The sequence below is a fragment of the Streptomyces sp. NPDC043854 genome, from assembly GCF_056436005.1.
The window spans coordinates 20,191-44,023 of the sequence record NZ_JBWKDK010000018.1; the positions used below are offsets into that span (position 1 = coordinate 20,191).

Genomic DNA, 23,833 nt, shown 5'->3' on the forward strand with positions numbered 1-23,833 from the left:
CGTCCCTCACCGCGGGGACGGTGTCATGAGGAGCCGCCGTCCCGCACAGGTCTCACATCGGGCGCGTGCCGGGGCTCCTCACTTGAGGCCGCTGAGCATCACGCCGCGGATGTAGTACTTCTGCAGCAGCAGGAAGAGGATCAGGACCGGCAGGATGCTCAGGACCAGACCGGCCATGACGATCGGCATCGTGCGGGTCGGGTCCACGTAGTCCTGCAGGAGCTGGATGCCGACGGGCAGGGTCATCACGTCCGGGTTGGCAGTCGAGATGAGCAGCGCCCAGATGTACTCGTTCCACGCGTGGACGAAGGTCAGCAGACCGAGCGTCAGCACGACCGGCCTGGTCTGCGGCACGACGATCCGCCACCACACGGCGAACTCGCCGGCACCGTCGATGCGCGCGGCCTCCAGGACCTCGTCCGGGATCGAGACCATGAACTGGCGCATCAGGAAGATTCCGAAGCCGTTGACGAGGAACGGCATGGCGAGCGCCGCGATGCTGACGGTCATGCCCGCGCCCCCGCGTCCGAACAGGTCGTTGCCGCCCGCCAGCGGCCAGTGGACCAGGATCAGGAAGTGCGGGATGAAGAAGAGGAACGGGGGGAACATCATCGTCGACAGCACGAGTCGGAAGATCAAGTTCCGGCCGGGGAAGCGGAGTTTGGCGAGCGCGTAGCCGGCGAGTGACGACGTGAGCAGCACCGATCCGGTGATCACGGCGGTTGCGATGACGCTGTTGCGGAAGAGCACCGGCAGATCGAGCTGGTCGATCGCGGCCCGGTAGTTCGACAGGTCGAACGCCTTGGGCAGGAACCGGTACGGCAGCGTGCCGGCCTCGCCGGCCCCCTTGAACGAGGTCATCACCATGTCGAGGAACGGCACCACCGTGAGCACGGCCCCGGTCACGACCACCAGATACGACGACCATGGGAAACGGCGGCGGATCATGCGTCCTCCCCCTTGCGCCGGAAGATCCACAACTGCACCAGGGTGACCACGAGGACCACCACGAACAGGACGAAGGCGGCGGCGCTCGCAGGGCCCCACTGGCCGTACGAGAAGGCCTGCCGGTACATCTCCAGGGCAGCCACGTTGGTCGCGTCACCCGGCCCGCCCTTGGTCATCACGATGATCAGCGCGAACGACTGCAGACCGCTGATGAGCTGGGTGATGCACACGAGCAGCAGGGACGGCCGCAGCAGCGGCAGTGTGATCTTCCGGAAGACGGTGACCGGCCCGGCGCCGTCGAGCGCTGCGGCCTCGTAGTACGACCCGGGAATGGACTTCAGCCCCGCGGTCAGGACGAGGATCGCCGAGCCGACCGAGGCCCACGCCTGCACGACCACGACCGAGGGCAGCGCGGTGTCCGGGTCCTGGAGGAAGGCCACCGAGCCGAGCCCGAGGGCGTTGAGGACGCCGTTGACGAGGCCGCCCGGCTCGTACATGTACTTCCACACGTTGCCGACGGCGACGACGGTCGTCACGATCGGCAGGAAGTACAGGGTGCGCCACAGACCCTGGAACCGCAGGTGGTCGATGCAGGTGGCGACCACCACGGAGCCGGCGAGCGCGAGGACCACGGTGCCCAGGGCGAACAGGAGCGTGTTGGTGAGGATCGGCGCCAGGAACGTCGATCCGTCCGCGAAGAGGCCCGTGAAGTTGTCCGTGCCGACCGGTTGGATGTCGCCGAGGTCGAACCCGGCCCAGCGGGACATCGACAGCAGCAGCGCGAAGCCGAGCGGCAGGATCAGGAAGACGGCGAAGAACAGCAGTGTCGGCGTCAGGAAGAGATAGGCGACGACGGCCTGGCGGCGGCGGGTCCGGGCGCGGCCGTCGACGGCGGGCCCGGCGGAGCGCGTGCCGGGCGCCGCCCGCTCGGTCGTCGCCGGGGTCAGCGTGTTCACCATGAGCGCGACACCTCTCGATCGACCTGGCGGCGGGTGGTGCGCAGTGCCTGGTCGACCGACTGCTGACCGGTCCACAGCGCCTCGATGTTCTTGCGCAGCAGCGACTTGGCCTGTTGTGCGCCGGGCACGTTCGGCTCCGGCACCGAGTACGCCAGCGCGTCCAGGAAGGGGCGCAGGTTGGCATCGCCGTGCGCGCCCAGGAGCGTCTGCATGTCGTCGGCGCGGCCGGTCAGGGAGCCCACCGACACCTGCAGGGAGCTCATCCGGGTCGCTGTCCCACCCTCCCCGGCACCCTTCACGTCCACTTTCTCGGTGTTGAGCCAGCGCAGGAACTCCCAGGACGCGCGCGGGTGCCTGCTGGCCGCGTTGACCCCCAGCATGAAGCCGGTGGAGAGCGTGGCGCGCTTGCCGTCCGCCTCGGGGAGGGGCAGCGGCGCGACGCCGACGTCGCGGTAGTCCTTGCCCATCAGGGTCTTCAGGCTCCCGGTCCACCAGCCGGCGCTGACCACCATGGCCACCTGCCCGGACCGGAACGCCTTGTAGACGTTGACACCGGGGGCGCTCGCACCTCTGACGACGAGGCGGTGCTCCAGGTCGAACACGGCCCGTCCGGCCGGCGAGTCGATGGCGGTGCTCCTGCCGTCCTTGGAGACGAACATTCCGCCGGCGGCGTTGAGCAGCGCGAGTGTCTGGCCGACGGTGGTGGAGTCGTCGGCGGTCGACAGCCCGAAGCCCTGGACCAGTGTGTTGCCGTACCGGTCGCGCCTGGCGGTGCGGTAGGCGGTCTCCTCCAGCTCCGCCCAGGTGCGCGGCGGGCCGTCGATGCCGGCTTCGCGCAGCAGCCGCTTGTTGTAGTAGAGGGCGTACGTCTGTACCTCGGTGGGGTAGCCGTAGACCCGGCCGCCCACCGATGCGGCGTCGACCGCAGCCTCGCCGTAGCCGCGCGTGATCTCCTCGGCGTGTTCGGACGGGGCGGGCCGCAGGACGCCGGCCTGGACCAGCTGCCCGTTCCACAAGCAGTACGGGTGGAGGATGTCGGCGCCCTGGCCCGCGGCTTGCCGCACCATGAACGTCGTCAGCAGGTCCGTGAACTCGACGGCCTCGGTCTGCACCTTGACCCGGTCGTGGGTGGCGTTCCACTCGTCGACCGGGCCCTGCAGGGCCTCCTTGGGCACCCCGCTCGCGTAGTGGGAGAGCAGGGTGAGGACGATCGGATCACCGGGCCGCCCGGTGCCCCGGTGCGGTGCGGAGCATCCGGAGGCGAGCAGCGCCGAGGGGAGCGCGAGCGCGAAGTGACGGCGGCTCAGGCCGCTGGTGCGGCGTGCCGGCGTCATCGAGCGGCCTCCCGGCGCATCACACGGAACACGCGGGTCGTGGTGAAGCCGGTCTTGCGGTACATGTGGCCTGCCGGGGACTGCGCGCCGGTCCACAGGAACCACGCCGAGTGCGCGCGGCGCGCCCGCATCCTCTCCAGCACCAGGTGCAGGAGGACCTCGCCGAGTCCGGTGCCGCGCATCTCCTCCAGCACGCCGATCGGGCCGAACCGCTCGTCCACCGCGTCGAACGCGCCGTGCATCGCCCAGCCGACCATGCGCTCCGCTGGGTCCCGGACGACGACGATCCGGTCGAGCGGCGTGCCCGCGGCCAGAGCCGCCCGGATCGTGCACGCCCAGTCCGGACCGAAGCGGCTCCCGGCGAGCGCGAAGAGATCCACCAGGTCGTCGTCGGACGGGGTGGCGAACCGGTAGCCCTGCGCCGTCAGTTCCGCCACGCGGCGCGCGACGTCCTCCGGGAAGCGGTAGCCCACCAGGCCGCGGTCCATCGCCGCCGCCTCGTACAGCGTGCGAAAGCCCAGGGACTCCAGGAGCCGGGCCGCTTCCGGGTACGCCTCGGCGTCCAGGCCGGGGAGGACGTAGTTCGGGGTGTACGAGGAGAAGTCCACCCGGGTGCGGCCGTGGCCGTGCAGCCAGTCGAGGGCGTCGGCCAGCAGCCGGCGGCCGAGGCCGCGCCCGCGGGCGGCCGGGTCGACGAAGAAGAACGGGATCCAGCCCTGCTCCGGCTCCAGGTCGGTGCCGGCCATCGGCGTCAGGCGGCGCACCGCGTAGGCCGCACCGACGACACGGCCGCCCTCGACAGCGACCCGAAGTCCCTCCGGGTCGAAGTTGGCGTCGAGCAGCACCAGGGAGCGGAAGCGGTCCGCAGTGATGGGGTCGGACGGCGCACTGCGCCGCCACACCTCCACCACCTGCGGTCCGTCGCCCGCGCGAAAGCCGCGGATGTGGGCCCGGGACGGCGTCGTGCGATCGGTCATCGGCGGGGTTGTCCTTCCATACGCAGGTCGGGGACGGCGCCGAACGTCGCCCGCAGAGCTGCTTCGGTCCGGGGTGGGGTGCGCTGGGGAACAGCAGCAGGTCGCACGGTGCGGCAGCAGGTCTCAGGGGTAGAGCAGCACCTCGTCGCCGACCCATCGGCCGGGCGGCGCCGGCGGATCGCACAGCGGCAGTGGGTCCTCGCCCGCGTCGACGGCACGCCGCAACCGGTCGGACCCCCACAGCAGGTCGATGAAGGGACGCCGGCCGCTCCCCTCCACACCGCTGTCGGCGGCGCGCCACGCGAAGTGTCCCGGGTACAGCCGCCGCAGCGTGCCGAGCATCGCCACGGCGGTACGTACGGGGGCGAAGACCGCGCGGTCGGTGACATGGAGCTGGACTCCGCGCAGCAGCCGCCCGGCGTGTTTGTGGAACGTCGGTACGAACCTCAGATCACGGAAGTGCACACCCGGCAGGTCGAGCTCGGCGAGCGAGGGCGCGAACCGCGCGTCGATATACGGGGCCCCGACGATCTCGAAGGGCTGCGTGGTGCCCCGGCCCTCCGAGAGGTTCGTGCCCTCGAACAGGCAGGTGCCGGGGTAGACGACGGCCGTGGCGGGCGTCGGGATGTTCGGCGAGGGCGCGACCCACGGCAGGGCGGTTGCCTCCGCGTCCATGGCGCGCTGCCAGCCGACGACCTCGATCACCGTCAAGTCGGCTGCACTGCCGGCCACTTGGGGAACGGCCGAGGCGTTGAGATGCCGGGCGAGCTCGCCGCAGGTGAGCCCGTGCCGGACGGGTACCGCGGCGCGCCCGACGAAGCTGGCCCACGCCGGGTCGAGCAGCGGGCCCTCGCTGACGAGTCCGCCGAGGGGATTGGGCCGGTCGGCGACCACGAACCGCAGGCCCGTACGGGCCGCCGAGACCATCAGGTCGAACATGGTCCACACGTAGGTGTAGAACCTGGCCCCGATGTCCTGCAGGTCGTACACCAGGGCGTCGACCCCGCTGTCGAGCAGCAGCTTGTCGAGGAGCTCGCCGCTGCACCGGTACGTGTCGTGGACCGGCAGACCGGTGGTGGGGTCCGCATGAGCGGCCTCGCTCTCGCCGGCCTGACCGGTCCCGTACAGCCCGTGCTCGGGGCCGAACAGGGCGACCAGCCGCGCGCCGGCCTCGAGCAGTGCGGGTGCGGCCGGGCGCAGGTCGGGCAGAACGCCGGTGTGGTTGGTCACCAGCCCGAGCCGGCCGGGCCCGGCCAGTCCGGGCGACGCGTGCAGTCGTGCGATCCCGGTCGTCACCGCGACGCGGTTGTCCGTGCTCATCCTCTGCCCCGTCTGCCGGTGACATCTCGAAGCCGCGGCAAGAAATTTACCGGTATGTCCGGCAATTCCGCAATTATTTACCAACAGGTCGTGCCGAAGGTGGCCTGGATCTTTCCGCGGCGGCCGGGCAGGGGTGCCTGGGTCAGGCAGCGCCCGACCGACGGAGTTCCAGGCGGAATCATTCGATGAGTTCTTAGCATCAGAGGGAAAGTATTCACTCCTCCGCCGTATGAACGGCTACAAAGAACTGGACCGAACCAGGCCCGGCGGCACGGATGAGGCGAACTGTCGTCGACCGGGTCATGTCGAAGGCGGTGGTTGTGCAGTGCGCCAGGGCAACAGGATCGAACCGGCTGCGGTGGAATGTCCTCCGGGGAGTCCGAGTTCTGAGCTCCTCCACGTGACGGATGCTGTCGTACTGAAGCCCGTGTCGTTTTCCGTGGAGGACGCTTCGGCGGCGGAGTACCGGCTCCTCGTCTCTGCCATCCGGTCCAGAGCAGCGGAGGCTCCGGGGTTTTCCGGGAAGGCGGGGTGCGGGGAGGGAAAGGTGCGTTACCTCCCCGTGAACATTCGGCTGAGAGGCTTGTCCATCGAACTCTACGTCGAGTTCCTCCCGCAGAACTCGGGCGTTCGCATCGTCGGATTCCGCAACACCTTCGAGAACGGGCAGGCCCCGCCGGAAGTGCACTTCCGTCACGTGCGGGACTCGGTCGCGCCGCCGGGAATCCGACGAGCGACAGCCCTGCCGTTCGGCGGAGGACGCCCTGCCCTCGAGGCAGCGGCCGATGCCCGGCGAATGGTCCTTCCCCTGGGGCGCCGCCCGATGATCAATGCGGTCATCTGGTTGCATCGCAACAGCGATCCGAAGTGCACCGCACGCGGGATTCTCGTGCTTTCGGAGATGCTCTGTGCGGCTGCCCGCTCCCCCCTGCTGGCAGACGAGGTGTCACGCATATGGATGACCGGTGCACCGGTGTCGACCGCGACACGGGCGGCTGCGTAACCAGACCCCTCCGGAAGATCAATCCACCCCGCACGATCTGCAATTCCCTCCCTGGGAATCCATGGAACAGGAGTGAATGTGATAGTCAAGCGCGCTGGTCGCCGTCTCGTGGTACTGGCCACCGTGCCCGCCGCCGTGTTCCTGGCGCTGGGCCTTTCAGGTCCGGCTCTCGCCGAGAGTGGGAAGGCGTATCAGATCGACCTGGCGCAGCTGAACGACTCCGGTTCCCGAGGCACTGTCATGCTCAGTCTCAAGGGCAACCAGCTGACCGTGCGCATAGAGTCCGAGGGCATGGTGCCCGGCCAGCCGTCGGCCCAGCATCTGCACGGCTCGACCAAGGGCCACGACTTCCACTGCCCGGATGCCAGTGACGACACCAACCGCGATGGAATCCTCAACAACACCGAGGCCACCAAGGACTACGGCGACATCAACATCTCGCTCACCACATCCGGGGACACCAAGGCGACCAGCGGCCTCGCCGTGGAGCGCATGCCCGTCGCCGACAAGAAGGGCAAGGTGTCCTACGAGCGGACGATCACCGTCGGCCAGGACGTGGTCGAGCACATCAAGGACCTGCACGTCGTACAGCACGGCATCGACCGCAACAAGAACGGCAAGTACGATTTCGACGGCGCCGGCAAGAGCGAGCTCGACCCGAAGCTGCCCCAGGAAGCCACGGCGCCGACCAACTGCGGTGAGGTCAAGGGCGCAGCCGTGGGGTCCATTCCGGTCGGCGCCATCGAGACCGGCGGCGGTGCCCCGGAGAGCCAGGCGCTGCCGATCGCCATCATGGCCGGGGCGGCAGCCGTCGTCTACGCGGCGACGGCGGGCGGGATCGCCGTCGCGCGGAAGCGGGCCGCCGGACTCCCCGGCCGTACGGAGACCCCGGGGGGCGCCGCGTGAAGCGCACCCGCGTCTCCGCACCTGCGGTGTCCGCCGCATGGCCTCGCCGCCGCCGGACCACGGGCCCCCTTGCCGCCGCCGCCCTGGCCGTGCTGCTCCTCGCGGGGTGCGCCGGCCAGGACCAGGCGTCGCCTCCCGCCCCTCAGGGGCAAGCCCCGCAGAGCGGGACACCGGCCGACGGCGGCGTCGGAAGCGCTCCTGCGGGGGAGGCGTCCGCCGGCGGCCACGGCACATCGTCCGGGGGTGGCGCGCAGAGCGGTACGGACCGGGTCGAGCCCGCCCTCGCCCGGTCGGAGCCCCAGAAGATCACGATTCCGTCCCTCGGCGTTTCCAGCTCCCTGGAGACGCTGCGGCAGAACCCCGACGGAACCATGGAGACCCCGAAGGACCCCGGTCTCGCAGGCTGGTACGAGCCGGGGCCGACCCCCGGCTCCCAGGGGCCGGCGGTGATCGCAGGCCATGTCACATGGAACGGCGCGTCGGCCGTGTTCGAGAAGCTGAAGACGATGAAGGCCGGTGACACCATCAAGGTGACCCGCCGGGACAACAAGACGGTCACGTTCACGGTGAACCGGGTCGCCGAATACCCGAAGGCCAAGTTCCCCACGCTCGAGGTCTACAAGAACCTCGACCACGCGGGCCTTCGCCTGGTCACCTGCGGCGGCGACTTCGACCCGAAGAGGCACTACTACGACAGCAACGTGGTCGTGTTCGCCCGCATGACGGGGACCGCGTAACCAGGACAGAAGACGGCGGGAAGGGCACCCGTCAGCCGCAGGACCGGACCGTACTGCGGCTGACGGCCATCCTCGCGGCGTGGTCAGGAGGGTGCGCCGGAGAGTACCTCCACCTTCCCCGTGTCGAGGGAGTAGTACGCGCCGACCACGGCGAGGGAGCCCTCCTTCACGAGCGGGGCGAGGTCCTGGTTGGAGCGCAGGTCGGCTGCGGTGATGGTGACCTGGGCGCGGGCCATGGTCTCGACCGGGTCGTCGCCGCCCTCTTCGACGGCCTGCTGGTATGCCGGCTCGAGGGCTTTGACGATGGCCTGGAGATTGCCGGGCAGCGGCTCGTCGTCGCGCAGGGACTCGTACGCGGCCTTGACCGCTCCGCAGCGTTGGTGGCCGAGGACCACGACGAGCGGGGTGCCGCTGGTCATGGGCCCGTACTCCACGGAACCGGTGACGACCGGGTCGATGGCCTCTCCTCCCGTGCGCATGACGTAGAGATCGCCCAGTCCGGTGTCGAAGAGGAGTTCGGGTGGCACGCGGGAGTCGATGCAGGCGAGGATCGACCCGAAGGGTTGTTGCTGCTGGGCCACGAGCTGACGTCGGTCCGGGTCCCGGTCGGGATGTTCGAGGTCTCCGCTCACCCAGCGTGCGTTGCCTGCCATGAGCCGTGCGAACGCCGCGGCCGGCGTGGCCGGGCGAGCGGTCGGCGACGCGCCGGCAGCGACCGGGGCGGTGCCGGAAGCCGAGCATGCCGTGAGGGCACCCGCCGCGCCGGCGAGGGCGAAGGCGAGTAGGGCTCTGCGGCCCGTACGTCCTGCTGGGTCCATCGGCTGTTCCCCTTGATGCCGCTCGGGCCTGCCCGATCCCATCGGTCGCAGCGATTGTCGGGCTGGAGAGGACGAGGCGGTGACAGGCGCACGCGGGCCGGGTACCACTTTGCCGCGAACGGCCCACAGAGGCTGACGGCAGCCGGACACGGCGGGTCCCTACCGTTCACGGACGGGCCTGGGCGCGGGACCGCCGGCCAGAAGGATCATCGTGCGTCGCGCAGCTCCAGAACGTACGCCGCAGTGAGCGCGACGGCACGGTCTTCGTCCTGAGACAGGTCGGCGAGCGCACGTGACGCCGTGCTGCCGGGGATGTCCGCGAGGGCCTGCGCCAGCCGCAGCCGGGTGGATGGCCCGACGGCCTTGTTGCCGAGGCGGTCGACGAGCCCGATGACGATGCGATCCGCCAGCGCGGGGTCACTCGCCAGCATGCTGAGCACGTCGGCTGCTTCGACGTCGTTCGCCTCGTCGGCGATCATCTCGGTGAGCGTCGGGACCGCGTCGGCCACCCCCCGTGCCCCGAGGGCCAGAGCCGCATACCGGCGGACCCCCAAGTCGCAGTCCGCGAGGGCGTCCTGCAGCAGCACGGTCGCCCCCCGGTCCGGGATCTCCGCGACGGCCTGCACAGCGCGTCTTCTCACTTCGGCCGCCGGCGACCCCAGCCCCTGCGCCAGCAGAGCCAGTGCGGCATCGCCCGATTGGGCCAGCGCCCAGCGGAGCGCTCCGGCGACATTCGGCTCCGTCTCTCTCAACGCGGCCTCCACCAAAGCCTCCACCGGCACCGCACCCCCCTCGGCCGCGGACAGTGCCGCGCGCTGCCGCTTCCCGGCGCTCTCCGACCCCAGGGCATGAAGGAGCGCGACGCTGCGCAGGACGTCCTCCCAGCCGGCGGGTTCCGCAGCACCGATCCGCTGCAGCCGCGTGAGCAGCTCCGTCTCGGCCGCGATGCGTTCTCGCGTCTGGCGAACCAGGGTCTCGATGAGCTCGGCAGGCGTGAAGCCGGGATCCTCCAACGCCCGTGCGACGTCGCGCAGCGACAGCCCCAGGGACCGCAGGCTCTCGATGTGGAAGATACGCCGGATGTCCTCACTCGAGTACTCCCGGTAGCCCGCCCCGGTACGCCCCGTCGGCCGCAGCAGGCCGAGCGATTCGTAGTGGCGGAGCATGCGGGCGCTGACCCCGGACCGTCGTGCCACATCACCGATCAACACCTCAGGTCACTCCTCCCGAGCGGTCGTGCCCAGGGCCACGATCCGCTTCGCCTCCTCGACGGCGAACCCGAATCCGGCATCGGGGTCACGCACCAGCCGTTCCGTGGCGATCGCGTGCCGACGCACCCGCGGGACCGGATCCGTCATCGCGGCGCGCAGGACCGGCACGACCGCCTCACCCAGCGCGACCAGCGCGCGGCTCAGGCTCAACTGCGTCTCGTGGCCACCGCGGCCGAGCTGCGTCGCCAGCACCTCGACCAAGTCGATCTTGCCATCCTCGGGTACCAGGACGACCGCTGCCCGCCAGGCGCTGCGCGCCACCTCCTCGTCGGCGTCGGTCAGCAGCGCCCGTGTGATCGCCGGCCACGCCTGCCGGTCCCCGACCTTCGACAACGTGTGCAGGGCCTGACTGCGTGCCTGCGCGCACTCCGAGCCAAGCGCGTCGACCAGCTTCGGGACCGTCACCGAGGACGGGTGGCGCGTCAGCGCCCACGTCAGCATGTCCCGCACGTGGAAGTCGGGCTCGACCGCGCACCGCTCGATCAGCGTGTCGACGGAGCGGGAGTCCGCCGCCGTACCGACCGCCAGGGCCGCCCGCAGCCGCACCGACGAACTGCTGCTCTCCAGCCCCTGGAGAGCGCGCATCGTGTTCACTTCCTCTGCCCGAATGATCACCGGGACCACCTCCTCCGCAGCAGTGAAGGCCTTGTCACAGTGTCAAGGTCAAGCCGGAAGCCACATCGCCGCGGCGCGTGGAGGGGCCAGGCCGGCGGCGCGCCCCCGGACGGCTTCGGCCTGCGGGGGGTGAATCCCCAACTCCCGGGTGGAGTAAGGAGATCCGCGCGCGTATGTTGGTCCGGCGCGGGGCGGTTGCCGGCACGGTGGCCGCCCTCCGCGCCGACTCCGCTGACGGCTCGTCACGGATCTTCACCAAGGGGGGCGATGAAGCAGCTCGGCGACGGGGACCCGCGATGGGTGGGCCCCTACGCGCTGGTCGGGAGGCTCGGCAGCGGCGGCATGGGCGCCGTCTACCTGGGGCGTTCCGTCGGCGGCCGGACCGTGGCCGTGAAGGTGGTGCGCACCGATCTCGCCCGCGACGAGGTCTTCCGCGGCCGCTTCCGCCGCGAGGTGGCGGCGGCGCGGCGGGTCTCCGGGGCGTTCACCGCGCCCGTCGTGGACGCGGACACCGAGGCGGACGTGCCGTGGATGGCGACTGCGTTCGTCGTGGGCGTCCCGCTGGACCGCGCGGTGACGGATCGGGGTCCCCTCCCGGCGGACACGCTGTGGACGCTGACCGCCGGCCTGGCGGAGGCCCTGGCCAGTGTGCACGGCGCCGACCTGATCCACCGCGACCTCAAGCCGGCGAACGTGCTCCTCGCCCTCGACGGGCCGCACGTCATCGACTTCGGCATCTCGCGTGCCGTCGACGGCACGGCCATGACGTCCACCGGCGCCATCATCGGCTCGGCCCCCTACATGTCGCCCGAGCAGGCCGTCGGCCAGGCCCTCACCCCCGCCAGCGACATGTTCTCCCTCGGCTCCACCATCGCCTTCGCCGCGAGCGGGGAGCACCTGTTCGGCGAGGGCGCCGCGGCGGGAGTCCTGTTCCGCATCGTGCACACCGAGCCGGACACCGGCATGCTCCCGCCCGGCCTGCGGGACCTGGTCCGGGCCTGCCTCGCCAAGGACCCCGCGGACCGCCCGACCCCGCGCCAGGTGTCCGAACAGGTCGAACGCGCCGGCCCGCCCGTCCCGTCGGGCGGATGGCTGCCGGAGGCCGTGGCCGGCGACGTCCTGCGCGCGCGGGCCGTCCTGACCTCCCTGCCGGCCGACACCTCCGAGCCGCCACATGCACCGCCCGTGACCGGCCCGGACGGCACGCTCGTCGACCACGCCCCGCCCGCCGCCGGTCAGCAGCCCGCAGGTCCGCCCGCCACCGCAAGCCGCCGGCGGATCCTCCTCGGCCTCGCCGGCGGGGCCGTCGCCGCCACCGGAGCCACGGCGGCCTGGATCCTCGGCGCACCGGGAGGGGCCGCCCCGGCCGGCGGGAGCCGCGGCGCCTCCCGCGTGCCGCGCCCCACCGGGGACGACGTACGGGAGGCGCGGCTGGCGTGGAAGGTGCAGCAGACCTCCCCGAGCGCCCAGGTCATCCCCGCGTACGGGCTGGTCATGTGCGTCACCCTCCAGGACGTCCAGGCCCTCGACGACAGCGGCCGCCCCAAGTGGACGGTCAGCGGCGCGGACAACGGGATCGCCTTCTCGGCGCAGGGCACGACTCCCAACACCGTCGCCGCAGTACACGACGGACGGCTGTACGTGACCGGCATGACCGTCACACCCCCGGCCATGCGGACCGCCGTGACGGCGATCGACACGGCCTCCGGAAAGGCCGAGTGGACGGCGTCCCTGGACCAGCCGCACACCCAGGGCGGCCTGTTCATGACGGGAGTGCGGGCGGGCAGGGCGTACGTCACCGGGATCGGCGACGGACAGGACCACGGCCCGCTGCCCCGGGGCGTACACGTCTGGTGCCTCGACCTGAAGTCCCGGCGGACCGCCTGGTGGTACGGCGACGGCACCGCGCTGTACTTCTCCGCCCTGCCCGCCACCGGCGACAAGGCGCTCTTCGCGACCACCAGCGCACTGGTCTCACTGGACGCGGCGGGCAAGGCCGCCTGGACGAAGACCTTCACGGCCGCGGCGTTCGAGGCCTCCGCCGGCCACTACCTCGTCGTCGACGGCGACGGCCGCCTGTCCGCACTCGACCCGAACACCGGCGCCGAGGCCTGGAACGCCCCGGGCGTCGTCGGAATGAGCGTGCGCGGCGGAGCCGTCGCCCCCGCCCCGGACGGCGCGCTGCTGTACGTCCTGCTGAAGGACGACGACGGGGAGTTCTCCCTCGGGGCCCTGGACGCCGCGACGGGCCGGACCGCCTGGCGCAAGCCGATGCCCGCTGCGTCGGCGAGCCCGTCCGGCTCGGCGGGCTCGGCGTCGTTCGGCGCCCGGCTGCTGTGCGCGGACGGGAACGTCTACCGGATGGGGGCGGACGGCGTCGTCTGGGCCGCCGACCCGGCCGACGGCAGGCTGCGCTGGAAGTACACCGGCATGAAGGGCAGCGACCCCACCCGCCTGGGCTGGGCCGCCGGCGACGGCCGCCTGTGCATCACGGATCCCGGCGCCGCGACGGTCGCCGTCCTGCGCGCGAACGGAGAGTGAGACGACATGGGCGTTCGGCCGCTGACCCCCGCCGACCCGGCCCGGGTGGGCCCGTACCTGCTGCTCGGCCGGCTCGGCGAGGGCGGCATGGGCTCCGTCTTCCTCGGCCGGTCGGCGGGCGGGCGTACCGTCGCGGTCAAACTCATCCGGGCGGAGCTGGCCGGCGATGCGGCGTTCCGGGCCCGGTTCCGGGCCGAGGTCGCCGCCGCCCGGGCCGCCTCCGGGGCCTTCACCACCCCCGTGGTCGACGCCGACGCCGACGCGGAGGCGCCCTGGCTCGCGACGGCCTTCGTCCCCGGGATCCCGCTGCACGAGGCGGTGGCGCTCGGCGGGCCGCTGGAGGAGCCGACGCTGTGGGCCGTGGCGGCCGGTGTCGCGGAAGCCCTGGTGAACATCCACGCCGCGGGGCTCATCCACCGCGACCTGAAGCCCTCGAACGTCCTGCTGGCCCTGGACGGCCCGTTCGTCATCGACTTCGGCATCGCCCGCGCCGCCGGCGGCCCCGCCCTCACCGCCACGGGCCTGGTCCTCGGCACACCGGCGTACATGTCGCCGGAGCAGAGCCTCGGCGACCCCCTGACGCCGGCGAGCGACATCTTCTCCCTCGGGTCGACGCTCGTCTTCGCCGCCCGTGGGACCGGCCCGTTCGGCGGCCCCGCCTCCGCCGTGGAACTCCAGCGCCGGATCACGCAGGACGAGCCCGACCTGTCGGCCGTGCCGGACGGGATACGGCTGCTGATCGCCGCCTGCATGGCGAAGAACCCCCTGGACCGCCCCGAGCCGCGACAGGTCGTCGAGGTGGTCGAGCGCATGGCCGGGGTCCCGAGGCGGGCCGGCGCATGGCTGCCGCCCCTACTGGTCGAGGCGATCGAGGAGGCGGCCGCGGTCCTCGCCCCGACCCTGCCGCACCGCCCCGGGCCTGCGGCGGGCGTCGGATCTGACCGAGTGCCCCCGTCCGGCGCGGAGGCGGAGCGGGAGGGATCCGGGCCGGGCGCGCAGCCGCCGTCGGCACAGGCGCCCTCGGGGCAGCCGCCGTCGGGGCAGGCGCGCCCCGGCCGGCGCAAGGTGCTGCTCGGGCTGGCCGGCGGGGGACTCGCGCTGGCCGTCGGCGGCGCAGTGGCCGCCCGGGCGCTGCGCGGCTCCTCCGGCGGCCGGGGCGCGGGCGGCACGTCGGCGTCCGCCCTGACCGACCCGGCGCGCTCCCTCGCCACCGACACCGTCGCCAAGCCGCTGTGGACGGCGGAGACGGGAGGACCGGTGGCCCAGGTGAGCGGCGAGGGGAACACGGTCGTCGCCGTCACCAGCACGCACGTCCGGGCCTTCGACCTCGCGGGCAAGCCGCTGTGGGAACCGGTGCCCAACATGTCGGACCCGGCAGGCACGTACCTCAGCGGCGATCCCGTCGCCGTCGGCGGCGGCCTGGTCTTCGCCGTCTCCCGGGCGGGCGGCGCCCACCAGGGACGGATCCTGCGCGCCCTGGACTTCGGCACCGGGAAGGAGGCGTGGCGCGTGGGCAAGCCGGACCTCTGGATCCGGTGGGCCTGGATCCCCGGCATGCTCGACGGCCTGGTCTACGTCACCGGCTCCACCCTGCCGTACGGGAGCCTCGACGCCGTGCTGAAGGGCGGCCCGGCGGACGCCACGGCGTCGAAGGCGTTCATCTGGGCCGTGGACCCCGCAGCACGCGCGATCCGCTGGGAGACGTCCGTCGACGACCGCTCCGTCGGGCAGAGCAAGCTCAAGGTGCCCTCGTCCGGCAGTCGCCTGCTGTGGACGATGGCCAACCCCGACGGAAGCGTCCCGCGGATGTCCGCGCTGGCCGCCGCGGACGGCGGGAGAACCCTGTGGGAGCAACCCGCCCCTGGCGGTGACCAGTCCACCGCCGCCATCGGCTTCGTCCCGCCCTGGCACGACGGGCCGCACACCTCCGCCGGCGACCGGTTCCTCCACCTGTCCGACCACCTGTACGCCGTTGACGCCGCCAACGGGCAGGTGGCGTGGACCTCGCCGGGGAAGACCGCCTTCCGCAGCGCGGTGGCGAGCCCCGACGGCCGCACCGTGTACGCCGTCGCCCCCGACCACGTGGGCGCCGTCGTCGTCCAGGCCTTCGAGGCCCGCAGCGGCGCGGTCCGCTGGGCGGGGACGCTGCCCATGCCCGGCCTGGGGTCCGTCGCGGTCCAGTGCGGGCAGGACACCGTGTACGTGTGGCTCCAGGGCAGGGTGTGGGCCTTGGCCGCGGACACCGGCCTGGCCCGCTGGAGCCACGAGTTCGGCGGCAGCGGAGCCTCGCCCGGCACCGGGATCGCCCTCTGGACGCACGGCGACCGCGTCTATGGCGCAACCCACCAGGGCATAACCGCCCTGGCCGCCACCGGCCACTGACCTGCCGCCACCCCGCCCCGTAAACCGGCCGCCAACGCCCCACGGTTGCCGGAGCCGCCTCAGGAACCTGCTCATCGCACACGTCCGGGCGGCGGACGGAGCCGGAGCCGACGAGGCCGGCGATGGTTGGCCTCGACCTTGACCTTGACCTTGGGTCAGGGCACACACTCATCGCATGGCCGCCTCGAAGGGCCGGTAGCCGCCGGGGCCGCCGTTGCGCCTTTGAGCTGCGCCGAACCGTACTGTCGCGAGACAAGGAATGACCACGGGCGAGTCTCCCCACACCGTCAAGAACAACAAGGCCCGGATACCGCTGGTCTCCCAGAGAGTGGCGGCCGCACCCGGGGTGGCCGCCGCGGACAGCCGGTCCGTGCCGAGGGCCGCTGCCGGGCAGGATCGCCCGGAACTGCAGGAGGCCGTCCAGGCGTTCGTTGACGCCGGTTTCGCCGGGATGCAGGTGCGCGTGCACGACGGGCGGGGCGAATGGGTCGGCAGCGCCGGGGTGCGCAAGTTGGGCGAGACGGCCAAGCCGCCGACGGACGGAGCGTTCCGGGTGGGCAGCTCCACCAAGACCTTCGTTGCGACCGTGGTGCTGCAACTGGTGAACGAGGGCAGGGTCGGGCTGGACGCCCCGGCGGCCGACTACCTGCCCCGCTTCGGGTTGGACCGGCGGATCACCGTGCGGATGCTGCTGCAGCACACCAGCGGGCTGTTCGACTTCGCCGGCGGGTACTACGACGACGGGACGCCCGTGCCCGGGATCCCCTGGCAGGGCAAGGAGTGGGTGGACAAGCGGTTCCACACCTACCCGCCGGAGGAGCTGGTACGGCTGGCATTGTCCAAGGGGGCGCGGTTCGAGCCGGGCACGGGCTGGAGCTACTCCAACGCCAACTACGTGCTGGCCGCGCTGCTGATCGAGAAGGTCACCGGCCGCTCGTACGGCGAGGAGATGCAGTGGCGGATCCTGCGGCCGCTCGGGCTGCGGGGCACCATGGTGCCGGGCACCCGGACCGAGATCCCCGGGCCGCACGCCCACGGCTACCACCGGTATCTGGACGCCGGCCAGTGGAAGACGCTCGACGTCACCCGCCAGAACCCCTCCTGGGTCTCCGCCGGCGGTGAGATGATCTCGACCACCGAGGACCTCAGCACGTTCGTGTCCGCGCTGATGGGCGGCAAGCTCCTGCCGGACCGGCTGCTGGCCGAGATGCGTACGCCGCACCCCAAGAGCGGCGACCACCACTACGGCCTGGGGCTGTTCGTGCAGGACGTGGGCTCGGACTGCGGCGGCACCATCTTCCACCACAACGGCGGCGTCAACGGCTACGCGGCGCTGATGTACAGCACCCCTGACGGCCGGAAGACCCTGGCCGCCTCGGTGACCGCCGGGGACGCCGCAAACGACCCGGCACAGCAGTTCCCGAAGCTGTTGGACAGGCTGGTCAAGGAGGTGTTCTGCGGCGGGCAGGCCGCGGGCTGACACCGTGCCGCCGTCCACCTCAACCCGGGCCCCCGGCCGCCCCGGCGACCAGGGTGATCAGCGGGAACAGATGCGCGCTACGCTCGGCCATGGCTCGCCAGGAACCCCGATACCGCAGGGTGAGCGCGAAGGCCGTCGGCGACACCACGGCCTGATCGTGCGCAAGTACTCGGCTTCCGGGCCGTCACCGACGCGGTTCGCGGGACCGCGGCCGCCCACGACCAGGAGGCTGGCTCAGCAGATGACGGGGAAGACGACCGGCGGCGTGACGATCGGCCAGGCGGCGGCGTTCGCCGGCGTGACGGTGAAGACCGTGCGGCACTACCACCAGCACGGGCTGATCGACGAACCACGACGCGACAGCTCCGGCTACCGGCGGTACGGATCGGCCGACCTGCTGCGGCTGGTCCAGGTCCGCACACTGGCCGCCGCCGGCGTGCCGCTGGCCGAGGTCGGGCCCCTGCTCGACGCCGACGCCGAGCAGTTCGCCACCGCGCTCGTCGACGTCGAGCAACGGCTCACCGACCGGATCGCCGAGTTGATCGTCCGGCGGGACACACTGCGACAGCTCGCCGACGGCGACCGGCTCCTGCTGCCCGCCCGCGCTCTCGCGATCCTGGACCGGTTCGCCGATCTCGGCTTCGACCCCGACTACGTGGACCTTCAGCGCGAGGGCCTGGTGCTGGCCAGGGCACTGGTGCCGGAGATGTTCGACGGCTTCCTGACCCAGCTCGAACGCCGGCTCGACGACCCCGCGTACGTCGACCTGACGAAGCGCTGCTGGGAGGCCGAGGCCTGGCAACCGGACGACCCGCGGATCGAGGAGCTGGCGTCCGGCCTGGCCGACAACCTGCTGGCCAACCGCGAGCTGCTGGCGATGCCGGCGGGCTTCCGGGCCCAGCCCGACGCCGCCGCCCGGTACGGGCTGGTCAACTCCCACGGGGAGGACCAATGGCCGGCTTCGGCCCGGTTGACCGCGCTGGTCGAGGAGAAGCTGCGCGCGGCCGGCGTCGGATTCCCGCATCAATGACGGCGGTCCCGGACGGCACCGTGCCGGGGCGCGCCGGAACGGGGCTGCTCGCCGCTCGTGCCAGCCCCCACGAAGGGCCTGCCGCAAGTTGACTCATTCGCACCACCCCCCTCTGACCTGTCCGGACAATTGCTGATCGCAAGAGGCGGTGATCGAACGTGCTGCCGGTGGCTCCTGAAACCGCCCCCGGACGGACGGCGGTCAACCGACCCCCCCAGCAAGGTGAGAGGTACCACGATGACGACACACCGCGTCAGGCGCCGCGCAGCCCGCGCACTGTCAATGACGGTGGCGGCCTGCGCAGTCGCGGCGGCAACCAGCCTTCCGGCGTCCGCCGCCGACCAGCCGACACGGCAGCAGCTCATGGCGGACTGCAGCTCGGGCGAAGGCAAGTGCACGTTCAACTCGCCCAAGCTCGGGGAGGCGTACCTGGGGGAGTTCCGTCAGGTGTCGAACTCGCTCTTCAACTGCAGCACGTCTGACGCCACCCAGACGATGACCTGGGACGACACGGTGGGATCCAGCGACTCGCTGGGCGTCTCCGTCACCGCCGGCGGCAAGATCGCAGGCATCGTGGACCTCAGCATAACGGCGAGTTACAGCCACAGTTGGTCGAGCAGCCACTCGGAGAGCAGCTCGCTCAACATGACGGTGAAACCCGGCGAGGTGGGCTGGATCTCGCGCGCCCAGGTGATGCAGAAGGTTTCCGGCACCTGGCAGACGCACTACGACAGCCCCAAGTGGGGTCACTACTACTGGTTCTTCCAGGACACCATCACCGGCCCGGCCAGGAACGGCACCGACGGCAAGAGCAATGCGGTGGTGGTGAAGACCCGGAAGATGACCGCCGCGGAGAAGCGTTCCTGCTCCGAGGGTTCCCACAACGGCCGTACGTTCGTCCAGGAACGCTGAGCAGCGGCCCGGCGTGTGACACCGGCCCTCTGTCCCGCCCCCGTGCAGGGGCAGGGGGCCGCAGCGGCGGCAGGCGGTCCGCAGAACCTGGAACGTCCGGGGACGAGGTCGTCAGGGAGCGAGCTGCCACCACTGGTCGTGGTACTCCTCGCCGCAGGACGTCTGTGCTGCGGGCAGGCCCGCCTCGAGTCCCTGCACCAGGAGGCACTTGGCGTTGCCGGTGCTGCGCAGCATGAAGTGCCCGGCGCGGCCGCCGGTTCCCCACAGCAGTTCCCAGCGCTGCCCGTCGTGCCTGGCGGTGCAGGCGAGTTGGCGGACGGGGGCGAAGTTCTCCGGGCCCGTCACGGCCACGCATCGGCCGCTGTGCCCGTTGCGCAGCGTGCGGGTGGCTCCGCCGTCCTGCCGGGGCAGCGTCCAGGTCCGGTCGGCGGTGCCGGTGCAGGAGTCCTGCACCGGTACGAGGCCGTCCTCGGTGCCGGCGACCCGGAGGCACAGCCCGCTGCCGTCGTTGACCAGCCGCCCGGTGAGCACCGACGGATCCGCCCCGGCTGTGCTCGGCGGCGCCGTCCCCGGTGCCGGTGCCGGGGACGGCGCCGTGGCAGTGTTCGTGGGCGGGCCGGCGGCCCCGGTGCCCGATGCGCCGCCCATCCGGACGGCGATCACGGTGGCCACGCACACCAGGGCGACCGCGCAGGCCGAGATGATGCCCGTACGGTGCTCGTGGAAGTTCATTTGGAGGTTCCCGCTGCCGCGCTGCATCCCGGCCGCGCCGTAGAATGCGTCCCCGCGGCGGCCGTCATCGCGCCGCCCGTCGCGCCCGTCGTGCCCGTCGTGCCTGGCGGGCTCGGTCCCGGTCACGGGCGGGAATCGAACCGGTTCACCTGGACGTTGCGGTCCCCGGACTGGACCGCCGCCGGTCCGAGGAACACGTTCCGCGCGACACCCCCGGCAGCCGGGCGTCCGGCTTCCGCGGCCTCGTCCAGCAGTGCGCGGAGCTCCGCCGCGACAGCGGCCCGCTCGTCGGGTTCCAGCTGCTCCAGCAGGTCCTCGGTACGGGTCTGCCAGGCCGCGATATGCCTGCTCCGCTCCTCGCCCCTGTCGCCCTCCGGCCCGTCGCCGTCCTGCGCGGCCGCCGCCAAGTCGGCTGCGGTCCGGTCCAGGCGCTCCAACTGGGCGGTCTCCTGCCGCCGGTTCCCACGGCCGAGCAACCGGGCGAGGCGGCTGCGGAACACCGGCCAGGCCTCCGTCCCGGCGGTCCGTACGACGCCCGAACCCGCCGACGCCGCCAGCGCGACCGTCGCCTCGTCCAGCATGACGCTCCCCCTTCGCCGTCCCCGCACAGTGCCGTCCCCACGCGGTGCCGCAACGGTAGCCCCGCCCACTGCGGCCGCGACAGCCGCAGGGGCGCCGGATCAGGCCGAGTTCGGGTCCGATTCGGCCACCGCGGTCAGGACCGCCTCAACGGCAGCGAGATCCCCCGGCCAGGCGGTTTCCGGCCTGGGCGCCAGGAAGGCGCACATGGCCGAACCGGCATCAGCCAGGTCGTCCTGGCCGACGACCTGGCCAAGAGCGGTTCGGCGGTGACCGGAGCACATCGAGATCATCGCAGTGGGATCTTCCACCACGGCGAGCCCGAGCGAGGCGCGGGGTGTTGGGGTGTTGGGGTGTGGTGGGGTGTGGAGGAGCAGACTTGAGTCTCCCGCAGGGGGAGACCCGAAGGTGGGGTCATGAACGGCGGCACCCTTTACTCGATCGGCGAACTGGCCAGGCTCACCGGACTGACGGTCAAGACGATCCGGTTCTACTCCGACCGCGGCATCGTGACGCCGGCCGATCGCACACCCGCCGGCTACCGTCGCTACGGCCCGGAAGCCGTCGCTCGCCTGGCTTTCGTGCGGACGCTGCGCGCGCTGGGCCTCGGCCTCGATGCGATCCGGCGTGTCACGGATCAGGAGCTCACGCTCGGCCAGATTGCCGCAGAGCATGCCGCCGCCCTGGACGCACAGATCGGCATCCTGCGTCTGCGACGAGCAGTGCTGACCACCGCGGCCAGACGAGAACCCACCTGCGAGGAGATGGAACGCATGCACCAGCTCGCCACACTGTCCGAAGCCGGGAGACGCCGCCTGATCGACGACTTCCTCGGCGGCGTCTTCGAAGGCCGTCATGGGGAGGCCGGCTGCGCCGCGGTCCGGCGCTCCATGACACCCGAGCTGCCCGACAATCCCACAGAGGATCAGGTCGCAGCATGGATGGAGCTGGCGGAACTGTCGCAGGAACCGGGATTTCGTGCCGGTGTGCGAAGCCTGGTCGAGGACCATGCGGCCGATCGGCCGGACAACGCCGGCAGTCCACCACGCCCGGACGTCGTGGCCGTCACCCGCGAACTCGTGCGAGTGGCCGTGACATCCGGCATCAGCCCCGAATCGCGGCAGGCAGATCCCATCGTTGCGACACTCACCGCAGGGTGTGCGCTCGCCGTGGGCCGCCCCGACAACCCCGAACTGCATCGATGGCTGCTGCACCGACTGCAAACCGCGAACGATCCACGCCGGGACCGGTACTTCCGTCTGCTCGCCGTGATCAACGGCTGGCCCGCCCCGGAACCCGTGGCACCCGCCATCGACTGGTCCGTCAAGGCCCTGAGGATGCGGACGACCCGATGAAGCAGCAGCCGAACGGACGTGGAGTCCAAGCAGACGCGGATGCAGATGCGCCACCGATCACTGGATGGATCGAGGTGGCCGCCACGCAGTCGGCCCCCGCTCTCCTTCTGCGTCCGTGGACCTTGGCGGACGCCGCTGACCTGGTCGAGCTGTATCGCGACGGCGCCCTGCGCCGCCGGACGAGTGCAGCCGTGGACGACGAGGCGAGTGCGGCACGGTGGGTTCGGGACCAGCAACGCGGATGGGAAGCCGCTGATCGTTTCGCCTTCGCCGTCGTGGCGCCCCGAGCCGGTGGGGACGATGGGCAGCCACTGGGTCACGTGGTCCTCAAAGGCGTTGCCCGTGACACCGGGTCCGCCGAGGTCGGCTACTGGACCGCGGCGCATGCGCGCGGCCAGGGAGTGGCTCCGCGCGCCTTGCAGACGCTGACCGACTGGGCCTTCACTTCCTTCGCCGGTGACGGATTGACGCGCCTTGAACTCCTGCATCAGGTCGACAACCCGGCGTCATGCCGTGTCGCGCAGAAGTGCCGGTACGAACTGGCCAAGCTCTTGCCGCCGGCACCACCGGCGTATCCCGTCAACGGCCACCTGCACGTACGGGTGCACGGCCGCCTCTGACGCACCCTCGGCCGACCACCTCCCGAGCCCCTGCGGCTCATCGCCGATCGCCGACACCGACGAGGTGCTGGCGACCCCCCACTTGCACTTAGTTCAAGTGGGGGGCTATGGTTCTCCGTGTGCGGACTTGAACTAAGTGAAAGTCCCTGGAATCGGGAGGTCCCCCATGAACTCGCTCGCCATCACCGCCGCTGTCGCCCAGCTCCTCGTCGCCACCGCTTTCCTGAGCATCCCGCTCCTGCGCCACCGCTTCGGCTCGGTCGCGAAGGCCGCGGCCGTCACCGAGCTGCGGCGCCAGGGCGTCCGCCCCGAGGTCCTGGAAGAGAACAAGCTCCGCTTCGACGCCGGCGGTCACGAGTGGTGGGCGCCCGGCTCCTTCGCCGCCGTGAACATCGCGGCTGCCGCGCTCAACCTGGCCGGCAGCCCCTGGGGCACCACCCTGACCTGGGTCTTCTCCTCGATCGCATTCCTGGCGAACATCGCGATCCTGCAGAGTCAGCTGGGCGCCGTGAAGTCCGTCCGGGCCGCCTTCCGCCGCAAGGGCGACGCGGAGCTGCTGCGGGTCGACGTCCCCGCCTTCCTCAAGGCCGCCGAGGGCGCCTTCCCGGCCTGGACCCGCGTCCTGCAGAACGTCCGCCACACGGTCGTCTTCGCCGGCTCGGCCCTCGCACTGACTGCCGCCGCCCTGATCTGACCCACTGCCAGGACCCCTCCCATCGCATACACACGATCAAGAGCCCAAAGGCCGCCATCCCACAGCAGGGATGGCGGCCGCTTTGCGTGCCCGAATGTCCAGGTTGCCCCTCGGCCCGGCCACGGGGTCCGGTGGCCTCCCAGGCCATCCCCGCGGCCGCCGTTGACGGAGGTCGCCGACCAGGCGCTGCTGGCATGCGTCCCCACGGGTGGTGGTGCAGTGAGTGCTTGCACGCCAGGGGCCGCTGACCGGGGCGTAGATGTCGGAGGCGGTCTTGACCGACTCCACGACGCCCACGGTGTCCCCGGCCTCGACGGTCTTGCCCACCTGCGGCAGGTCAAGGAAGACGATGTCCCCGAGGGCCTTCTGGGCGTGGCCGGCGAGGCCGACGGTCACCGCCCCGTCGGCTTCGGTGCGCACCCACTCGTGCTCGTCGGTGTCCTGGAGATCGCGAGGGACGTTCGACGTGGCAAGGCTCCCTGGGGCGGCGTATGGTGATCGGCCGATGACACATTGCCGTGTCGGGTGGGTTCGCGTGATGACCTTTGGGGGAGCGGGCATGGAGGCCGGCCATGAGGGTCGGCGGCCGCGAGGTGGCCGCAAGGTGACCGGAGGGACTC

Annotated in this window: 22 protein-coding genes; 11 read left to right on the forward strand and 11 right to left on the reverse strand. The window is 71.7% G+C overall.

Annotation, left to right across the window (positions count from 1 at the left end):
* Positions 1-78: 78 nt before the first annotated feature.
* From AC068A_RS18160 to AC068A_RS18180, 5 genes are all read right to left on the reverse strand, one after another.
* The gene (locus tag AC068A_RS18160) at positions 79-948 is read right to left on the reverse strand and encodes a carbohydrate ABC transporter permease (RefSeq protein WP_478586012.1); all 870 of its coding nucleotides are present in this window, start codon (positions 946-948) and stop codon (positions 79-81) included.
* Positions 945-1,907 (reverse strand): carbohydrate ABC transporter permease, encoded by a 963-nt coding sequence (locus AC068A_RS18165; protein WP_478586014.1) that lies wholly within the window; start codon positions 1,905-1,907, stop codon positions 945-947. Before AC068A_RS18165 ends, AC068A_RS18160 begins: the two co-directional genes overlap by 4 nt.
* A complete protein-coding gene (locus AC068A_RS18170) occupies positions 1,901-3,241 on the reverse strand; it encodes an ABC transporter substrate-binding protein (protein ID WP_478586015.1) in 1,341 nt (446 codons plus the stop codon). The genes AC068A_RS18165 and AC068A_RS18170 overlap by 7 nt, the downstream gene beginning before the upstream one ends.
* Positions 3,238-4,218 (reverse strand): GNAT family N-acetyltransferase, encoded by a 981-nt coding sequence (locus AC068A_RS18175; protein ID WP_478586016.1) that lies wholly within the window; start codon positions 4,216-4,218, stop codon positions 3,238-3,240. The genes AC068A_RS18170 and AC068A_RS18175 overlap by 4 nt, the downstream gene beginning before the upstream one ends.
* A 123-nt stretch (positions 4,219-4,341) precedes the next feature.
* Complete coding sequence (locus AC068A_RS18180; protein WP_478586018.1) at positions 4,342-5,538, reverse strand: exo-beta-N-acetylmuramidase NamZ family protein; 1,197 nt, start codon at positions 5,536-5,538, stop codon at positions 4,342-4,344.
* A gap of 400 nt (positions 5,539-5,938) precedes the next feature.
* On the opposite strand from AC068A_RS18180, the gene AC068A_RS18185 reads away from it, so the two are divergent.
* From AC068A_RS18185 to AC068A_RS18195, 3 genes are all read left to right on the forward strand, one after another.
* The gene (locus tag AC068A_RS18185; RefSeq protein ID WP_478586020.1) at positions 5,939-6,541 is read left to right on the forward strand and encodes a ribosome-inactivating family protein; all 603 of its coding nucleotides are present in this window, start codon (positions 5,939-5,941) and stop codon (positions 6,539-6,541) included.
* An 81-nt stretch (positions 6,542-6,622) separates the two neighbouring features.
* Positions 6,623-7,447: a hypothetical protein gene (locus tag AC068A_RS18190; protein ID WP_478586209.1), complete on the forward strand. Its 825-nt coding sequence runs from the start codon at positions 6,623-6,625 to the stop codon at positions 7,445-7,447.
* Complete coding sequence (locus AC068A_RS18195; protein ID WP_478586022.1) at positions 7,444-8,184, forward strand: class F sortase; 741 nt, start codon at positions 7,444-7,446, stop codon at positions 8,182-8,184. The genes AC068A_RS18190 and AC068A_RS18195 overlap by 4 nt, the downstream gene beginning before the upstream one ends.
* Positions 8,185-8,267: 83 nt before the next feature.
* Here AC068A_RS18195 and AC068A_RS18200 read toward each other — a convergent pair whose 3' ends face one another.
* From AC068A_RS18200 to AC068A_RS18210, 3 genes are all read right to left on the reverse strand, one after another.
* Complete coding sequence (locus tag AC068A_RS18200; RefSeq protein WP_478586024.1) at positions 8,268-8,837, reverse strand: carbonic anhydrase; 570 nt, start codon at positions 8,835-8,837, stop codon at positions 8,268-8,270.
* Positions 8,838-9,208: 371 nt separating this feature from the next.
* Positions 9,209-10,213 (reverse strand): HEAT repeat domain-containing protein, encoded by a 1,005-nt coding sequence (locus AC068A_RS18205; protein WP_478586026.1) that lies wholly within the window; start codon positions 10,211-10,213, stop codon positions 9,209-9,211.
* A 6-nt stretch (positions 10,214-10,219) separates the two neighbouring features.
* Complete coding sequence (locus AC068A_RS18210) at positions 10,220-10,858, reverse strand: HEAT repeat domain-containing protein (RefSeq protein ID WP_478586028.1); 639 nt, start codon at positions 10,856-10,858, stop codon at positions 10,220-10,222.
* Between the two features lie 297 nt (positions 10,859-11,155).
* Here AC068A_RS18210 and AC068A_RS18215 point away from each other — a divergent pair, with 297 nt between their 5' ends.
* From AC068A_RS18215 to AC068A_RS18235, 5 genes are all read left to right on the forward strand, one after another.
* Entirely contained in the window at positions 11,156-13,429 is a 2,274-nt protein-coding gene (locus AC068A_RS18215; RefSeq protein WP_478586030.1) for a protein kinase domain-containing protein, read from the forward strand.
* 6 nt (positions 13,430-13,435) lie between these two features.
* Complete coding sequence (locus AC068A_RS18220; RefSeq protein WP_478586032.1) at positions 13,436-15,811, forward strand: protein kinase domain-containing protein; 2,376 nt, start codon at positions 13,436-13,438, stop codon at positions 15,809-15,811.
* A gap of 259 nt (positions 15,812-16,070) precedes the next feature.
* Positions 16,071-17,291, forward strand: a complete 1,221-nt coding sequence (locus AC068A_RS18225; RefSeq protein WP_478586034.1) for a serine hydrolase domain-containing protein — start codon at positions 16,071-16,073, stop codon at positions 17,289-17,291.
* Positions 17,292-17,532: 241 nt separating this feature from the next.
* The gene (locus tag AC068A_RS18230) at positions 17,533-18,321 is read left to right on the forward strand and encodes a MerR family transcriptional regulator (RefSeq protein ID WP_478586036.1); all 789 of its coding nucleotides are present in this window, start codon (positions 17,533-17,535) and stop codon (positions 18,319-18,321) included.
* A 237-nt stretch (positions 18,322-18,558) separates the two neighbouring features.
* A complete protein-coding gene (locus AC068A_RS18235) occupies positions 18,559-19,233 on the forward strand; it encodes a hypothetical protein (protein WP_478586038.1) in 675 nt (224 codons plus the stop codon).
* Between the two features lie 111 nt (positions 19,234-19,344).
* Here the strand turns inward: AC068A_RS18235 and AC068A_RS18240 are convergent, their stop codons facing one another.
* Entirely contained in the window at positions 19,345-20,091 is a 747-nt protein-coding gene (locus AC068A_RS18240; protein ID WP_478586040.1) for an RICIN domain-containing protein, read from the reverse strand.
* Positions 20,088-20,546 carry a hypothetical protein gene (locus AC068A_RS18245; RefSeq protein WP_478586041.1) on the reverse strand — a complete coding sequence of 153 codons (459 nt, stop codon included), beginning with the start codon at positions 20,544-20,546 and terminating at the stop codon, positions 20,088-20,090. Before AC068A_RS18245 ends, AC068A_RS18240 begins: the two co-directional genes overlap by 4 nt.
* 414 nt (positions 20,547-20,960) lie before the next feature.
* Here AC068A_RS18245 and AC068A_RS18250 point away from each other — a divergent pair, with 414 nt between their 5' ends.
* The 3 genes from AC068A_RS18250 to AC068A_RS18260 all read left to right on the forward strand — a co-directional run bounded on the left by AC068A_RS18250 (position 20,961) and on the right by AC068A_RS18260 (position 23,213).
* Entirely contained in the window at positions 20,961-21,899 is a 939-nt protein-coding gene (locus AC068A_RS18250; RefSeq protein ID WP_478586043.1) for a MerR family transcriptional regulator, read from the forward strand.
* Positions 21,896-22,519 (forward strand): GNAT family N-acetyltransferase, encoded by a 624-nt coding sequence (locus tag AC068A_RS18255; protein ID WP_478586045.1) that lies wholly within the window; start codon positions 21,896-21,898, stop codon positions 22,517-22,519. Before AC068A_RS18250 ends, AC068A_RS18255 begins: the two co-directional genes overlap by 4 nt.
* A 166-nt stretch (positions 22,520-22,685) precedes the next feature.
* A complete protein-coding gene (locus AC068A_RS18260; protein WP_478586047.1) occupies positions 22,686-23,213 on the forward strand; it encodes a hypothetical protein in 528 nt (175 codons plus the stop codon).
* Between the two features lie 36 nt (positions 23,214-23,249).
* On the opposite strand, the gene AC068A_RS18265 is transcribed toward AC068A_RS18260, so the two are convergent.
* Entirely contained in the window at positions 23,250-23,774 is a 525-nt protein-coding gene (locus AC068A_RS18265; RefSeq protein WP_478586049.1) for a glycine cleavage system protein H, read from the reverse strand.
* Positions 23,775-23,833 lie beyond the last annotated feature (59 nt).

Excerpts from the sequence above, each read along its gene's own strand:
- AC068A_RS18160 (WP_478586012.1), bottom strand. The coding sequence starts at position 948 with ATGATCCGCCGCCGTTTCCCATGGTCGTCGTATCTGGTGGTCGTGACC.
- AC068A_RS18255 (WP_478586045.1), top strand. The coding sequence starts at position 21,896 with ATGAAGCAGCAGCCGAACGGACGTGGAGTCCAAGCAGACGCGGATGCA.
- AC068A_RS18245 (WP_478586041.1), bottom strand. The coding sequence starts at position 20,546 with ATGCTGGACGAGGCGACGGTCGCGCTGGCGGCGTCGGCGGGTTCGGGC.
- AC068A_RS18215 (WP_478586030.1), top strand. The coding sequence starts at position 11,156 with ATGAAGCAGCTCGGCGACGGGGACCCGCGATGGGTGGGCCCCTACGCG.
- AC068A_RS18260 (WP_478586047.1), top strand. The coding sequence starts at position 22,686 with ATGAACTCGCTCGCCATCACCGCCGCTGTCGCCCAGCTCCTCGTCGCC.
- AC068A_RS18200 (WP_478586024.1), bottom strand. The coding sequence starts at position 8,837 with ATGGCAGGCAACGCACGCTGGGTGAGCGGAGACCTCGAACATCCCGAC.
- AC068A_RS18165 (WP_478586014.1), bottom strand. The coding sequence starts at position 1,907 with ATGGTGAACACGCTGACCCCGGCGACGACCGAGCGGGCGGCGCCCGGC.
- AC068A_RS18230 (WP_478586036.1), top strand. The coding sequence starts at position 17,533 with ATGACGGGGAAGACGACCGGCGGCGTGACGATCGGCCAGGCGGCGGCG.
- AC068A_RS18250 (WP_478586043.1), top strand. The coding sequence starts at position 20,961 with ATGAACGGCGGCACCCTTTACTCGATCGGCGAACTGGCCAGGCTCACC.
- AC068A_RS18235 (WP_478586038.1), top strand. The coding sequence starts at position 18,559 with ATGACGACACACCGCGTCAGGCGCCGCGCAGCCCGCGCACTGTCAATG.
- AC068A_RS18225 (WP_478586034.1), top strand. The coding sequence starts at position 16,071 with ATGACCACGGGCGAGTCTCCCCACACCGTCAAGAACAACAAGGCCCGG.
- AC068A_RS18220 (WP_478586032.1), top strand. The coding sequence starts at position 13,436 with ATGGGCGTTCGGCCGCTGACCCCCGCCGACCCGGCCCGGGTGGGCCCG.
- AC068A_RS18180 (WP_478586018.1), bottom strand. The coding sequence starts at position 5,538 with ATGAGCACGGACAACCGCGTCGCGGTGACGACCGGGATCGCACGACTG.
- AC068A_RS18170 (WP_478586015.1), bottom strand. The coding sequence starts at position 3,241 with ATGACGCCGGCACGCCGCACCAGCGGCCTGAGCCGCCGTCACTTCGCG.
- AC068A_RS18210 (WP_478586028.1), bottom strand. The coding sequence starts at position 10,858 with ATGCGCGCTCTCCAGGGGCTGGAGAGCAGCAGTTCGTCGGTGCGGCTG.
- AC068A_RS18265 (WP_478586049.1), bottom strand. The coding sequence starts at position 23,774 with ATGCCCGCTCCCCCAAAGGTCATCACGCGAACCCACCCGACACGGCAA.
- AC068A_RS18175 (WP_478586016.1), bottom strand. The coding sequence starts at position 4,218 with ATGACCGATCGCACGACGCCGTCCCGGGCCCACATCCGCGGCTTTCGC.